11 protein-coding genes are annotated in these 13,471 nt (G+C 63.3%); 6 read left to right on the top strand and 5 right to left on the bottom strand.

The annotated features are described in order from the left end of the window. The first annotated feature begins 1 nt into the window (after position 1). The 5 genes from ACIQUG_RS17385 (at position 2) to ACIQUG_RS17365 (ending at position 5,048) form a co-directional block, all read left to right on the top strand. Positions 2 to 1,147 (top strand): carbohydrate ABC transporter permease, encoded by a 1,146-nt coding sequence (locus ACIQUG_RS17385; protein WP_402323318.1) that lies wholly within the window; start codon positions 2 to 4, stop codon positions 1,145 to 1,147. 28 nt (positions 1,148 to 1,175) lie between these two features. Next, positions 1,176 to 2,828, top strand: a complete 1,653-nt coding sequence (locus tag ACIQUG_RS17380; protein WP_402323740.1) for an alpha-glucosidase family protein — start codon at positions 1,176 to 1,178, stop codon at positions 2,826 to 2,828. Between the two features lie 61 nt (positions 2,829 to 2,889). After that, entirely contained in the window at positions 2,890 to 3,978 is a 1,089-nt protein-coding gene (locus tag ACIQUG_RS17375; RefSeq protein WP_402323317.1) for an ABC transporter ATP-binding protein, read from the top strand. Between the two features lie 221 nt (positions 3,979 to 4,199). Further along, positions 4,200 to 4,604, top strand: coding sequence for a hypothetical protein (locus ACIQUG_RS17370; RefSeq protein WP_402323316.1), 405 nt, complete (start codon positions 4,200 to 4,202; stop codon positions 4,602 to 4,604). Between the two features lie 78 nt (positions 4,605 to 4,682). Beyond that, the gene (locus ACIQUG_RS17365; RefSeq protein ID WP_402323315.1) at positions 4,683 to 5,048 is read left to right on the top strand and encodes a GFA family protein; all 366 of its coding nucleotides are present in this window, start codon (positions 4,683 to 4,685) and stop codon (positions 5,046 to 5,048) included. A gap of 58 nt (positions 5,049 to 5,106) precedes the next feature. On the opposite strand, the gene edd is transcribed toward ACIQUG_RS17365, so the two are convergent. From edd to ACIQUG_RS17340, 5 genes are all read right to left on the bottom strand, one after another. Continuing rightward, positions 5,107 to 6,927, bottom strand: a complete 1,821-nt coding sequence (gene edd, locus ACIQUG_RS17360; protein ID WP_402323314.1) for a phosphogluconate dehydratase — start codon at positions 6,925 to 6,927, stop codon at positions 5,107 to 5,109. A 192-nt stretch (positions 6,928 to 7,119) separates the two neighbouring features. Next, entirely contained in the window at positions 7,120 to 7,818 is a 699-nt protein-coding gene (gene pgl, locus ACIQUG_RS17355) for a 6-phosphogluconolactonase (protein ID WP_402323313.1), read from the bottom strand. 9 nt (positions 7,819 to 7,827) lie between these two features. Continuing rightward, positions 7,828 to 9,303, bottom strand: a complete 1,476-nt coding sequence (gene zwf, locus ACIQUG_RS17350; protein ID WP_402323312.1) for a glucose-6-phosphate dehydrogenase — start codon at positions 9,301 to 9,303, stop codon at positions 7,828 to 7,830. A gap of 97 nt (positions 9,304 to 9,400) precedes the next feature. After that, the gene (locus tag ACIQUG_RS17345; RefSeq protein WP_402323311.1) at positions 9,401 to 10,687 is read right to left on the bottom strand and encodes an NAD(P)/FAD-dependent oxidoreductase; all 1,287 of its coding nucleotides are present in this window, start codon (positions 10,685 to 10,687) and stop codon (positions 9,401 to 9,403) included. Positions 10,688 to 10,702: 15 nt separating this feature from the next. Further along, positions 10,703 to 12,139, bottom strand: a complete 1,437-nt coding sequence (locus tag ACIQUG_RS17340; RefSeq protein ID WP_043617932.1) for a glutamine synthetase family protein — start codon at positions 12,137 to 12,139, stop codon at positions 10,703 to 10,705. A 123-nt stretch (positions 12,140 to 12,262) separates the two neighbouring features. On the opposite strand from ACIQUG_RS17340, the gene ACIQUG_RS17335 reads away from it, so the two are divergent. After that, positions 12,263 to 13,447, top strand: a complete 1,185-nt coding sequence (locus ACIQUG_RS17335) for an NAD(P)/FAD-dependent oxidoreductase (protein WP_402323310.1) — start codon at positions 12,263 to 12,265, stop codon at positions 13,445 to 13,447. Positions 13,448 to 13,471: the final 24 nt, after the last annotated feature.

The following is a 13,471-nucleotide window of genomic DNA, read 5'->3' as shown; positions in this document are numbered from 1 at the left end:
GATGAATCCAGCGACACGCTCTCCCCTCATGTGGGTCGTCCACCTCTCGGTCTTCTTGATCGTCGCGCTCTGGACCCTGCCGACCGCGGGCCTTCTGATCTCGTCGCTGCGCGACAAGGATCAGCTCGCCGTCTCCGGCTGGTGGACGGCGCTTTCGACCTCGTCGCAGAACATCGTCGTTCGAGCACCCGGCCCGGAGACCCAGGTCGAGCGCGACGGCAAGTTCGTGATCTCCGGCAACCTGCTCGAAGGCCAGCCGGGCCAGATTTCCGCCTTCGGTTTCAACAGCCGCGAACCGACTGCGTTCAAGGCCGGCGAGACCGCCGAGCTGAACGACGGCGAGAAGCTGACGGTCCAGGCGGACGGTAATTTCGAGATCCTCTCCGACAAGAAGATGGAAGGGTCGCGCGGCCAGCGCGTCTTCGTCACGGCGTCGTCGCCGCCGCGTTTCACCTTCGACAATTATGTCGAGGTCCTGAGCGCCGAAGGCATCGGCCGGTCCTTCATCAATTCGCTGACGGTCGCCGTACCGGCGACGATCATCCCGATCATGATTGCGGCCTTTGCAGCCTATGCACTCGCCTGGATGCCGTTTCCGGGGAGGGCGATCCTGATCGCCGTCGTCGTCGGGCTTCTCGTCGTGCCGCTGCAGATGTCGCTGATCCCGCTTTTGAAGCTCTATAACGGCGTCGGCGCCTTCTTCGGCGTTCCGGCCAAGACCTATGTCGGCATCTGGCTGGCGCATACCGGCTTCGGCCTGCCGCTGGCGATCTATCTCTTGCGCAACTACATGGCCGGCCTGCCACGCGAGATCATGGAATCCGCCCGCGTCGACGGCGCCAGCGATTTCGATATCTTCGTCAAGATCATCCTGCCCTTGTCCTTCCCGGCGCTCGCCTCCTTCGCGATCTTCCAGTTCCTTTGGACCTGGAACGACCTGCTCGTGGCGATTGTTTTTCTGGGCGCCGGGCCCGACGAACTGGTCCTGACCGGTCGCCTCGTCAACCTCTTGGGCTCACGTGGCGGCAACTGGGAGATCCTGACGGCCTCCGCTTTCATTACCATCATCGTTCCGCTGATCGTCTTCTTCAGCCTGCAGCGCTATCTCGTGCGCGGCCTGCTGGCGGGTTCGGTCAAGGGCGGCTGACAATCAAGGACTTTCGACGACAATGAGCATGACCGAAATGAGCCAATCCACGATGCAGCCTGACAAGGACTGGTGGCGCGGCGCGGTGATCTACCAGATCTATCCGCGCTCCTATCAGGACTCCAACGGCGACGGTATCGGCGACCTCAAGGGCATCGTTGCCCGGTTGCCGCATATCGCTGCGCTCGGTGCCGATGCCATCTGGATTTCGCCGTTCTTCACCTCGCCGATGAAGGACTTCGGTTACGACGTCTCCAACTACACCGATGTCGACCCGATCTTCGGCACCCTTGCCGATTTCGACGCCGTCATCGCCGAGGCGCACCGCCTCGGCATCCGGGTGATGATCGACCTCGTTCTGTCGCATACCGCGGACCAGCATCCCTGGTTCGTCGAAAGCCGGTCGAGCCGCACGAACGCCAAGGCCGACTGGTATGTCTGGGCCGACTCCAAGCCGGACGGCACGCCGCCCAACAACTGGCTGTCGATCTTCGGCGGTTCGGCCTGGGCCTGGGATCCGACGCGCCTGCAATATTACCTGCACAACTTCCTGACCTCGCAGCCGGACCTGAACCTGCACAACCCGCAGGTTCAGGACGCGCTGCTTGGCGTCGAGCGCTTCTGGCTGGAGCGCGGCGTCGACGGTTTCCGCCTCGACACCATCAACTTCTACTTCCACGACAAGCAACTGCGCGACAACCCGGCGCTGGCGCCGGAACGCCGCAACGCCCAGACGGCGCCGGCGGTGAACCCCTATAACTATCAGGAACATCTCTACGACAAGAACCAGCCGGAAAACCTGGAATTCCTCAAGCGCTTCCGCGCGGTGATGGACGAGTTCCCGGCGATTGCCGCCGTCGGCGAGGTCGGCGACAGCCAGCGCGGCCTCGAGATCGCGGGCGAATACACGTCCGGCGGCGACAAGATGCAGATGTGCTACGCCTTCGAGTTCCTGGCGCCGGATCCGCTGACGCCGGCGTCCGTTGCCGAGGTCCTGCGCAATTTCGAGAAGGCAGCCCCTGAGGGCTGGGCCTGCTGGGCATTTTCCAACCACGACGTCGTGCGCCATGTCAGCCGCTGGGGCGCGGGCATTGCCGACCGCGACGCCCACGCCAAGCTGCTGGCGAGCCTGTTGATGTCGCTGCGCGGCTCGGTCTGCATCTATCAGGGCGAAGAACTGGCGTTGTCGGAAGCAGAACTGGCCTATGAGGATCTGAAAGATCCCTACGGCATCCAGTTCTGGCCCGATTTCAAGGGCCGCGACGGCTGCCGTACGCCAATGGTCTGGGACGCTGCCCTGGTCAATGGCGGCTTCGGCAACGCAAAACCTTGGCTGCCGGTGCCGGCTGAGCACCTGACGCGCGCCGTATCGGCGCAAAAGGGCGATCAGGCGTCGGTGCTCGAGCACTACCGCCGTTTCCTGCATTTCCGCAAAGCCCATCCGGCCTTCGCCAAGGGTGAGATCGAGTTCGTGGCGACGGACGGGCAGGTGCTCGGCTTTATCAGGAGCCACGGCAACGAGAAGCTTTTCTGCCTCTTCAACATGGGCGACGCGCCGGCTTCGGCCACGCTGCCGAACGAGCCCGTCTCGGCGCTCGAAGGCCACGGCTTCGCCGCCGAGGTGAAGGACAGAACGGTCCATCTGCCCGCCTGGGACGCGTATTTCGCACGGTTGGTCTGACAGGCCGGCCGAACCAAAATGAGAGCAAGAACTGACGGGAAGAACCGAAGGGGAGGGTGCAATGACGGGTCTGCTGCTTAAAGATATCCGCAAATCCTACGGCGCGATCGATGTCATCCACGGCATCGATCTCGACATCAAGCAGGGCGAGTTCATCGTCTTCGTCGGCCCGTCCGGCTGCGGAAAATCGACGCTTCTGCGCATGATCGCCGGTCTCGAAGAGATCACCGGCGGCGACATGTTCATCGATGGCGAGCGGGTCAACACCGTGCCGCCGTCCAAGCGCGGCATCGCGATGGTGTTCCAGTCCTACGCGCTCTATCCGCACATGACCGTCTACGACAACATGGCCTTCGGCATGCGGATCGCCAAGGAGACGAAGGAGGAGATCGATCGCCGCGTGCGCAACGCTGCCGACATTCTCCAGCTGACCAAGTATCTCGACCGGTTGCCGAAGGCTCTGTCGGGCGGCCAGCGCCAGCGTGTCGCGATCGGTCGGGCGATCTGCCGCAACCCCAAGGTCTTCCTGTTCGACGAGCCCCTGTCGAACCTCGATGCGGCCCTTCGCGTCGCCACCCGCATCGAGATCGCGAAGCTCAGTGAGCAGATGTCGGACACGACGATGATTTACGTCACGCACGACCAGGTGGAGGCCATGACGCTTGCCGACCGCATCGTCGTCCTGTCGCAGGGCCATATCGAGCAGGTGGGTGCGCCGCTCGAGCTTTACGAACGCCCAGCCAACCTCTTCGTCGCGCGCTTCATCGGCTCGCCGGCGATGAACATCATTCCATCGACCGTGACGGCAACCGGCGGACAGACGACGGTCAAGCTGACCGGCGGCAAGAGCGTCACGCTCGACATCGCGACGGATGCCGCGCAGAACGGCAAGACGGCAAGCTTCGGCGTGCGCCCGGAAGACCTGCAGGCCACCACCAGCGACGACTTCCTGTTCGAAGGCACGATCTCGATCGTCGAGGCGCTCGGCGAAGTGACCCTGCTTTACATCGAGGGCCTGGTCGACAAGGAGCCGATCATCGCCAAGATCCCCGGCATCCTGCCGGTCCATCGCGGCGACAAGGTGCGCTTTACCGCCGACAAGGCCAAGCTGCATCTCTTCAACGCCGAGGGCCGCAGCTACCGCGCCTAGTTCGAGGGGGCGGCTTTTCGCCGGCATCCTGGCGGGCGAGGCCTCTCTTTGCGGCAAGACGCGACGCGATGTTCCGTTTGGAATTGCGTAACCAAGAATCCTTGTCTTTGCCTTGAACCGCCCGGTTTTCCGGGCGGTTTTTCGTATGCCTGCGGGATCGAACCGTCTGTTAAATCTCTGCCGCTAATCTGCGTCAAAAGGGGATACGGAAAGGCATTTCGATGAACGGGGCAGCATTGCAGCAGCACTTCCTGAACAAGGAAGAGTCCTTCATGTACGATCGGGAGACGAACTTCCCGATGGAGGACACGCGAAACGAGGCGCGCATCGAATATACCGAGAAGGGCATGACGCAGCTGAGCTCCCGCCGCTGCGAGATCATCAAGCTGTCGAAGAGCGGTGCGGTTCTCGGCATCCTGACAAAGTACCAGCTGCCGCAGAATTTCTATCTGGATATCCCGAGCGCACGCATCCAGATGGTCGGCTGCCTGACGAAGCGCGTGCATGCCAACAACATCATCGAAGCGCGCTTCCTGCGGCTTCTGAGCGACCGCGACCTCAACCGCATCTTCGTCTACAGCAGCCATCCGAACCACCGGAACCGGACGCTCGACATCTATCGCTGAGGTGCCGCGTCGGGCTTGACGGCCCTGCCGCGCTCAATGGATGGTTGTGGTCTCAATCAACGGGATCGGACCTGAACCATGCAGCGACCCTATCGGCTTTCCTGCCATTGCGGCGATATCGCCGTCGAAGTCGACGAAGAGCTTACCGGTCTCGTCGACTGCAATTGCTCGACCTGCCGGCGCTCCGGCTTCCTGCATTGGAAGGTGGACGCCGCCAAGGTGAAGCTCTTGTCCGAAAAGCGCCGCCTGTCGAGCTACATCTGGCGCGGCCTTAACGAGGGGCACCATTTCTGCCCGACCTGTTCGACGCCGATCATGCGCAGCGGCTACCCGGACAACAAGATCTCGATCAATGCCCGCTGCATCGAGGGCGTCGATGTCTTCACGCTGGAGATCGAGCGCTATGACGGGCGCAACGACATGTTCCCCGGGCCGCTGCCCTGAGCTTTCCGATCGTCTGGAGACCAAAGCGCCGCGCCGATGGGGACGGCGCTTTTGTAGGTCAGTGGAAGAGCACGCTCGCGCCCTGATCAGCCGCACCCGCAATCGCGCGGAACGGCGCGAACAGTTCGCGGCCCATTCCGAAGTCGTTGTCGGAGAGGTCGGCATGTGCCGGCACCCGCGTCTTCAGCGCGATATCCTCGACCAGCACCTCGATCGTGCCTGCAACAGCGTCGATGCGCACGATGTCGCCTTCCTGGATGCGAGCGATCGGGCCGCCGTCCTTCGCTTCCGGCGTCACGTGGATCGCCGCCGGCACCTTGCCCGAGGCACCGGACATGCGGCCGTCCGTCAGGATGGCGACGCGCTGGCCGCGGTCCTGCAGGATGCCGAGCACGGTCGTCAGCTTGTGCAGTTCCGGCATGCCGTTGGCCTTCGGGCCCTGGAAGCGCACGACGGCGACGAAGTCGCCCTCGAGCTTGCCGGCCTTGAACGCGGCGTTGAGTTCGGCCTGGTCGTGGAAGATCTTGGCAGGCGCCTCGATGATGTGACGATCCGGCTTGACGGCAGAGATCTTGATGACGGCCTTGCCGAGATTGCCGGTCAGCATCTTGAGCCCGCCCGAATGCTGGAACGGCTGCTCGATGGTCGCAAGCACCTTCGGATCAGCGCTTTCCTTCGGCGTCGGCACGCGCTCGACATTGCCGTCGGCGCCGAGGCGTACGTCGATCTTGTAGGCGTCGAGACCCTGGCCGACGACTGTGCGCACGTCGTCGTGCAGCAGGCCGGCGCGAAGCAGCTGGCTGATCAGGAAGCCCATGCCGCCGGCGGCGTGGAAGTGGTTCACGTCGGCAAGCCCGTTCGGATAGACGCGCGCCAACAGCGGCACGATGTCCGAGAGCTCGGAGATGTCCTGCCAGGTGAGCACGATGCCGGCAGCCCGCGCCATGGCGACGAGGTGCATCGTGTGGTTGGTCGAGCCGCCGGTCGCATGCAGGCCGACGACGCCGTTGACGATCGAGCGTTCGTCGATCATCTCGCCGGCCGGGGTGAATTCGTTGCCCATGGCGGTGATCGCCAGCGCCCGCTTTGCCGCTTCCTTCGTCAGCGCGTCGCGCAGCGGCGTGCCCGGATTGATGAAAGAGGCGCCGGGCAGATGGAAGCCCATGATCTCCATCAGCATCTGGTTGGAGTTGGCGGTGCCGTAGAAGGTACAGGTGCCCGGTCCGTGATAGGACTTGGATTCCGCTTCGAGCAGTTCTTCGCGCCCGACCTTGCCTTCGGCAAAGAGCTGGCGGACCCGCGCCTTCTCGTCGTTCGGCAGGCCAGAGGTCATCGGTCCGGCCGGCACGAAGATCGCCGGCAGATGACCGAAGGTGAGTGCCGCAATCACCAGGCCCGGAACGATCTTGTCGCAGACGCCGAGATAGACGGTGCTGTCGAACATGTTGTGCGACAGGCCGATGCCGGCGGACATGGCGATCAGGTCGCGGGAAAACAGCGACAGCTCCATGCCCGGCTGCCCCTGGGTGACGCCGTCGCACATGGCCGGCACGCCGCCGGCAACCTGCGCGACGCCGCCCGCCTCACGTGCCGCGTCGCGGATCAGCGCCGGATAGGTCTCGAACGGTTGATGCGCCGACAGCATGTCGTTGTAGGAGGTGATGATGCCGAGATTGGCCACACGGTCGCCCGCAAGCGCCACCTTCTCGGCGGGGGAACAGACGGCAAAGCCATGCGCGAGGTTGCCGCAACCGAGCACGCTGCGGTGCGGACCGCTCGATGCAGCCCGACGGACGCGATCGAGATAGGGCTCGCGGTGCGGTTTCGAGCGCTCGACGATGCGAGCGGTGATCGCGGCAATGCGGGAATCGGCGGACATGGCAAATCCTGTTCCGGAGTCCAGTGACTCCTCATCTTCATCCAGTCATCGAACCGGAACATGACGCTTGGGAGGTGCGTCTGTGTCCCGGCAGTTTTTCAAAACACCTGTTCGTTCCGGCGGGGCGCACCACCGGGCGAATGTGTCTGCAGCCTTCAAGTCGGGCCTCATCGACCCGGCATTGATGGTGTTTTAGGGCGCCCAGTAGATCTCGACCGGCGATGCGGCTCGGCGCAGCATCGCGCGGATCGGCATGTCCTTCTCGTCACCGGCTTCTTCCGCCTTGGCGAGAACGGTCTTCTTGCCTTCGCCCTCGATGTGGAGGACGAGAAGTCGCGCATCCTGAAGGCTGGCAAACGTCAGCGTCAGCCGGGTTTCGCCGGCGCCTTCCGCTTCCATCGTGATCACGCCGCGCGGCGTTGCCGGGTCGATGGCACGGGCAAGCTGCGAACCGCCGGGGAAGAACGATGCCGTATGCCCGTCCGTACCCATGCCCAGGATCGCCACATCGAAGGGCGCGCCGACGGCGGCGGTCTCGCGGCTGGCGATCTCGGCTGCGGCCTCGGCCGAAGGGGCTGCATGGTAAAGCGGCAGGAATGTCGCCGCAGCCGCCTTGCCCTGAAGCAGGTTGGCGGCCACCAGGCCATGATTGGAGCGGTCGCTTTCCGGCGGTACGAAGCGCTCGTCGACGAGCGTGACCGTGACCTTGTCCCAGGCGATGTTCCTGTTGGACAGCGCCCGGAAAAAGGCCTTGGGCGTCGAGCCGCCGGAAACGGCGATGCTCGCCGAGCCGCGCGCGGCAATGCCGGCCGCCAATGCGGCGCTCACGGCGTGGGCAAGGCCTTCCGCCAATGCCGCACCGTTTTCGAATGTATGAAGCGTCGTCGTCATGGTCGCACCCTAGATCGCATCGTTCCACGTGCGGCCGTCGCGCTCGATGAGCGCAATCGACTGGCTCGGTCCCCAGGTGCCGGCGGTATAGCCCTGCACCTGCTGCCCGGTTTCCTCCCAGGCCTTCAGGATCGGATCCACCCACTTCCACGCGGCCTCGACCTCGTCGCGGCGTACGAACAGCGTCTGGTTGTTGCGCACGACGTCGAAGAGGAGGCGCTCATAGGCATCGGCATTGCGCACGGCAAAGGCCTCGGCGAAGCTCATGTCGAGCGAGACGCTGCGCAGGCGCATGCCGCCCGGGCCCGGGTCCTTGATCATCAGCGACTGCTTCACGCCTTCGTTCGGCTGCAGTCGGATGACGAGCTGGTTGGCCGAGATGCGGCCGGCATTGTTGTCGAAGATCGAGTGCGGGATCTGCTTGAAGGTGATAACGATTTCCGACATGCGGCCTGCAAGGCGCTTGCCGGTGCGGATGTAGAAGGGCACGCCGGCCCAACGCCAGTTGCTGACTTCCGCCTTGATCGCCACGAAGGTCTCGGTGTTGGAAACGCCGCCTTCGAGCTCTTCGAGGTAGCCCTTGACCGGGCCGCCGGCGGAGGCGCCGGCGCGGTACTGACCGCGCACCGTCACCTGCTCGACGTTGGACGACGTGATCGGCTTCAGCGCGCGCAGGACCTTCAGCTTCTCGTCGCGAACGGCTTCGGCGTCCATCGAGGTCGGCGCTTCCATGGCGACGAAGCAGACGAGCTGCAGGATATGGTTCTGCACCATGTCACGCAGCGCACCGGCCTTGTCGTAGTAGCCTGCGCGGTTTTCCAGGCCGACCGCTTCCGACACGGTGATCTGCACGTGGTCGATATGGGCGGAGTTCCAGAGCGGCTCGTAAAGCGCATTGGCAAAGCGCAGCGCCATCAGGTTCTGCACCGTCTCCTTGCCGAGATAGTGGTCGATGCGGAAGATCTGCTCTTCGCGGAAGACCTTGCCGATCGTGTCGTTGAGCTCGGTCGCCGACGCAAGGTCGCGGCCGATCGGCTTTTCGACGACGATGCGGGTGTTCTTGGTGATCAGCTTGTGGTCGCGGATCCGCTCCGAGATGTCGCCGAAGATCGCCGGGCCGACGGCGAGATAGAAGGCGCGGATGCGCTCCTTGCCCTCTTCGAGCAGCTTCTTCAGCGTGTCCCAGCCCTGGTCGGACTTGGCGTCGACGGACACGTAAAACAGCCGCGCCGCAAACTTGGCGACCTCTTCTTCCTTGTATTCGTCGGCTTTGAGATGTTCCTTCAGCGCATCGACGGCAAACTTGCGATATTCCTCATGGCTGAGTGCCGCGCGCGACGCGCCGATGATGCGGGTCGGCTCGGTGATCTGGCCTTCCAGCTGCCGGTGGTAGAGCGCCGGCAGCAGCTTGCGCTCCGCAAGATCGCCGGTGCCCCCGAACACAACATAATCAAATGGTTCGACGGGAATGATCTGGCTGCTCATGGAATATCTCGATCTGTTCAGGTCAGGGACACATATAATCTAATCGATTTAAACGCGCTAGGGTGCGGCGCAATAAAATGCTGCCGCAGGCGTTTCTTTAGAACCTGTCGCGTAATGCGTACCAGCTTAGGGCGAGGAAGAGAAGGGCGGAGCGGAAGCGCGTTCCACCCGGAAAAGCCGGGATTTTCAGGGCTTTCAGGAGATCGAGTTCGGTCTCCTTGCCAAGCGCCAGGTCGGCATAGAGCTTGCCGCAATAGTTGGAAAGCATCACGCCGTGGCCGGAATAACCGCCGATCGAGGTAACGCCCGGCATCACTTCACGACAGAACGGCGTGCGCGGCATGGTGATGCCGACCGAGCCGCCCCAGGCATGGGTGATCTCGATATTGGCAAGCTGCGGATAGATCTCGCTGATCTGCCGGCGGATATGGGTGGAGATGTCGAGCGGATTGTCGGCGGTATAGGCCTCGCGCCCGCCGAAAAGCAGCCGCCCGTCGCGCGACTTGCGGAAATAGCGCACGACAAAGCGCGAATCGTCGACCGATTCGCCGCCGGGAATGACATCGGGATGATCGGCAAGCACGCTGGTCGCGCCGATGAAGGAACGGATCGGCATCACGTGACTGGCGCTTACCGGCTCCAGATTGCCGATATAGGCGTTGCAGGCAACGAGCACGCGGTCGGCGGTAATCGTGCCGCGATCGGTGGCGATGACGATCCCGCCCGCATTCCGGTCGATCTTCAGCGCCTTGGTCTGTTCGAACAGATGCGCGCCGGCAAGGGCCGCCTGTTTGGCAAGCCCGACCAGCAGCTTCATCGGATGGATATGGCCGGTTCCCGTGTCGCGGATGCCGAAGTGATAATGGCTCGATCCGAGCCGGCTTGCGGTCTCTTCGCGCTCCATGAACGACAGATGCGGATAGCCGAAGCGCGTGGCCATCGCTTCGGCATGATCGCGGTAGTCCTTTTCGAGACTTTTCTTGTGCCCGACCGAGAGCTGGCCGGGCACGAACTCGATGTCGATCTCGTGGGTGCTGGCGAAATCGAGCACATAGCGCTTGGCGTTCTCCGCCATGGTGAACAGCGCCTGCGCCCGCTCATGGCCAAGGCTTTCCTCGGTCTCGTCCGCCCAGGCGCGCTGGCCGGTGCCGAATTGGCCGCCATTGCGCCCGGATGCCCCGTCGCCGAAGCGACAGGCATCGATCAAGGTGACGTCGACGCCCTGGCGCGCCAGGTTGAGGGCAGCCTGCAGGCCGGTATAGCCGCCGCCGACGATCGCCACGTCCGCCTTGCGCGAACCGGGCATCGCCGGGTAATCCGGTCGATCCGGCACGGTTGCCTCATACCAGGAGAAACCGGGCGAAATCGGGCTTTGCCAGGGCATGGAAGGCCTTTCGGATCAGACGTTGAGAAGCAGGAATTCGCGTTCCCAGGGGCTGATGACCTGCATGAAGGTCTCGAACTCGCCACGCTTGACGCCGGCATAGATGGCGATGAACTCGGGGCTGAGCACATCTGCAAGCGAGGGTGCCGATTCCAGCAGCGCAACGGCTTCGAGCAGGCCGCGGGGCAGGTCGATCTCGCCCTCGTTGGCCGTGTCCTCGGTCGGCGCCGTCGGATCGCGCTGTTCTATGATGCCGAGATAGCCGCAGGCGAGCGAGGCCGCGAGCGCCAGATAGGGATTGGCATCCGAACTCGGCAGCCGGTTCTCGATACGCCGGGCGACCGGCTCCGACACCGGGATGCGGAAGGCGGTGGTGCGGTTGTCGTAGCCCCAGGCGGTGTTGACCGGCGCCGACATGTCGGGCGTCAGTCGGCGGAAGGAGTTCACATAGGGTGCCATCATCACCAGCGTGCGCGGCACGTAGTGCTGCATGCCGCCGATGAAGTGGAAGAATTCCTTCGATGCGGAACCGTCCGGGTTGGAGAACAGGTTGCGGCCGGTGTTGATCTCGACCACCGACTGGTGAATGTGCATCGCCGAGCCCGGCTGGCCCTGCATCGGCTTGGCCATGAAGGTGGCATAGATGCCGTGTTTCAGCGCCGCCTCGCGGATCGTCCGTTTGAACAGGAAGACCTGGTCGGCCAGCTCGATCGGATCGCCATGGCGCAGGTTGATTTCCAGCTGCGCCGGTCCTTCTTCGTGGATCAGCGTATCGATCTCGAGACCCTGCTTCTCGGAGAAGTGATAGATGTCGTCGATCAGTTCATCGAATTCGTTGATGCCGGCGATCGAATAACCTTGGCCGCCGAGGATCGAGCGACCGGAGCGGCCTTTCGGCGGATGCAGGGGATAGTCTGGATCGTCATTGGTGGCGACGAGGTAGAATTCGATCTCGGGTGCGACGACCGGCTTCCAGCCCTTCTGCTTGTAGAGATCGACCACGCGCTTCAGCACGTTGCGCGGCGTGTAGCTGATCTGCTCGCCCTGCGAGCCGACGATGTCGCAGATCACCTGCGCCGTCGGGTCGGTCTCCCAGGGAACGACCGAAAGGGTCGAAAGATCGGGCACGAGCTTGATGTCGCTGTCGCGGGAATCGTAGCGGAACTGGCCGGTTTCGTCCGGATACTCGCCCGAGATCGTGTGGCGGTAGACCGCCGAGGGCAGCGCCAGCGAGGTGTTGGAGGTGAACTTCGAGGTCGGCATCATCTTGCCGCGCGGAACGCCGGCGAGGTCGGGCGTGATGCATTCGACGTCTTCGATGCCGCGGATCTTGAGCCAGTCCGTGGCTTCCTTCCAGGTCTTCACACCGCGGAGGGAGTGGAGGGCGGGGGGTATTTTCGAAGTCTTGCTGATTTTCGTTGTTTGTTGGGCAGCACTTCTCTTGGAGGGCATAAATCACCGGTTTTGGCTTCGGATAGCGCATCATAACCACAGATTGGCAATTGGCTAGATGGGCTTGATCATTGACTTTCTGCTTTGCCCCCGGAATGGAAGGACAAACGAGCGGAGTGTTTCGTGGCTGAAAAGACAGATGTGGTCATCATTGGCGCCGGTGCCGCCGGCATGATGTGCGCCATCGAGGCGGGCAAGCGCGGCCGCCGCGTGGCCGTGCTCGACCATGCCAAGGCGCCGGGTGAAAAGATCCGCATCTCCGGCGGTGGCCGCTGCAACTTCACCAATATCCATGCGGGGCCGAAGAACTTTCTGTCCGCCAATCCGCATTTCGCAAAGTCGGCGCTGGCGCGCTACACGCCGCGCGATTTCCTCGCTTTAGTCGAAAGGCATGGCATCGCCTGGCACGAAAAGACCCTCGGTCAACTCTTCTGCGACCATTCGGCGAAAGACATCATCAAGATGCTGCTGTCCGAAATGCGCGACGTTCATGCCGATCTTCGCCTCGAAACGACGATCGAAAGCGTCGAGCGCCATGGCGCCGGTTTTCGCGTGATGACGGGCGAGGGACCGATCGATGCACAGTCGTTGGTCGTTGCCAGCGGCGGCAAGTCGATACCGAAGATGGGGGCGACCGGGCTTGCCTACCGGATCGCCGAGCAGTTCGGTCTCGGGCTCATCGAAACGCGTCCCGGTCTCGTGCCGCTGACGCTCGATCCGGCGCAACTCGAAGCGATCGGTGATCTGGCCGGCGTCGCTGCCGATGCGGAAGCGCGGTCCGGCAAGACGGCGTTCCGCGAGGCGGTGCTGATCACCCATCGCGGCCTAAGCGGCCCGGCCATCCTGCAGATCTCCTCCTATTGGCGCGAGGGGCAGGAGATCGTGCTCAGGTTGATGCCCGACATCGACATTGCCTCCCTTCTCAAGGATGCGAGGCGCAGTCACGGCAAGCAGGCGGTGCAGACGGCACTCGGTGATATCCTGCCGCGGCGGCTGGCACAGTTTTTCGCCGACGGCGCAAAGCTGACCGGGCGCCAGTTGGCCGATCTCTCGGACAAGACCATCAATCAGCTTGCCACCTCGATCCAGGCCTGGACCATCAAGCCAGCCGGTTCGGAAGGCTACCGCACGGCAGAAGTCACGCTTGGCGGCGTCGATACCAACGGGCTCGACTCCAAGACGATGCAGGCAAAGGCGGTGCCGGGGCTCTATTTTATTGGCGAGTGCGTCGATGTGACCGGCTGGCTCGGTGGCTACAATTTCCAATGGGCCTGGGCGTCGGGCTTTGCGGCCGGCCAGGACGCCTGATTTCCCCGGTTTTGGCGGGTCGAG

The organism is Ensifer sp. NPDC090286 (assembly GCF_044769565.1).
Lineage (GTDB): Bacteria > Pseudomonadota > Alphaproteobacteria > Rhizobiales > Rhizobiaceae > Ensifer.
Note: the sequence above shows the minus strand (reverse complement) of the source record. Positions and strands in the feature narration are given on the sequence as shown.

Bases quoted from the DNA above. Each gene is read 5' to 3' on its own strand.
- ACIQUG_RS17375 (WP_402323317.1), top strand. From the start codon at position 2,890: ATGACGGGTCTGCTGCTTAAAGATATCCGCAAATCCTACGGCGCGATC.
- ACIQUG_RS17385 (WP_402323318.1), top strand. From the start codon at position 2: ATGAATCCAGCGACACGCTCTCCCCTCATGTGGGTCGTCCACCTCTCG.
- ACIQUG_RS17365 (WP_402323315.1), top strand. From the start codon at position 4,683: ATGCAGCGACCCTATCGGCTTTCCTGCCATTGCGGCGATATCGCCGTC.
- ACIQUG_RS17370 (WP_402323316.1), top strand. From the start codon at position 4,200: ATGAACGGGGCAGCATTGCAGCAGCACTTCCTGAACAAGGAAGAGTCC.
- edd (WP_402323314.1), bottom strand. From the start codon at position 6,927: ATGTCCGCCGATTCCCGCATTGCCGCGATCACCGCTCGCATCGTCGAG.
- ACIQUG_RS17345 (WP_402323311.1), bottom strand. From the start codon at position 10,687: ATGCCCTGGCAAAGCCCGATTTCGCCCGGTTTCTCCTGGTATGAGGCA.
- pgl (WP_402323313.1), bottom strand. From the start codon at position 7,818: ATGACGACGACGCTTCATACATTCGAAAACGGTGCGGCATTGGCGGAA.
- zwf (WP_402323312.1), bottom strand. From the start codon at position 9,303: ATGAGCAGCCAGATCATTCCCGTCGAACCATTTGATTATGTTGTGTTC.
- ACIQUG_RS17380 (WP_402323740.1), top strand. From the start codon at position 1,176: ATGACCGAAATGAGCCAATCCACGATGCAGCCTGACAAGGACTGGTGG.
- ACIQUG_RS17340 (WP_043617932.1), bottom strand. From the start codon at position 12,139: ATGCCCTCCAAGAGAAGTGCTGCCCAACAAACAACGAAAATCAGCAAG.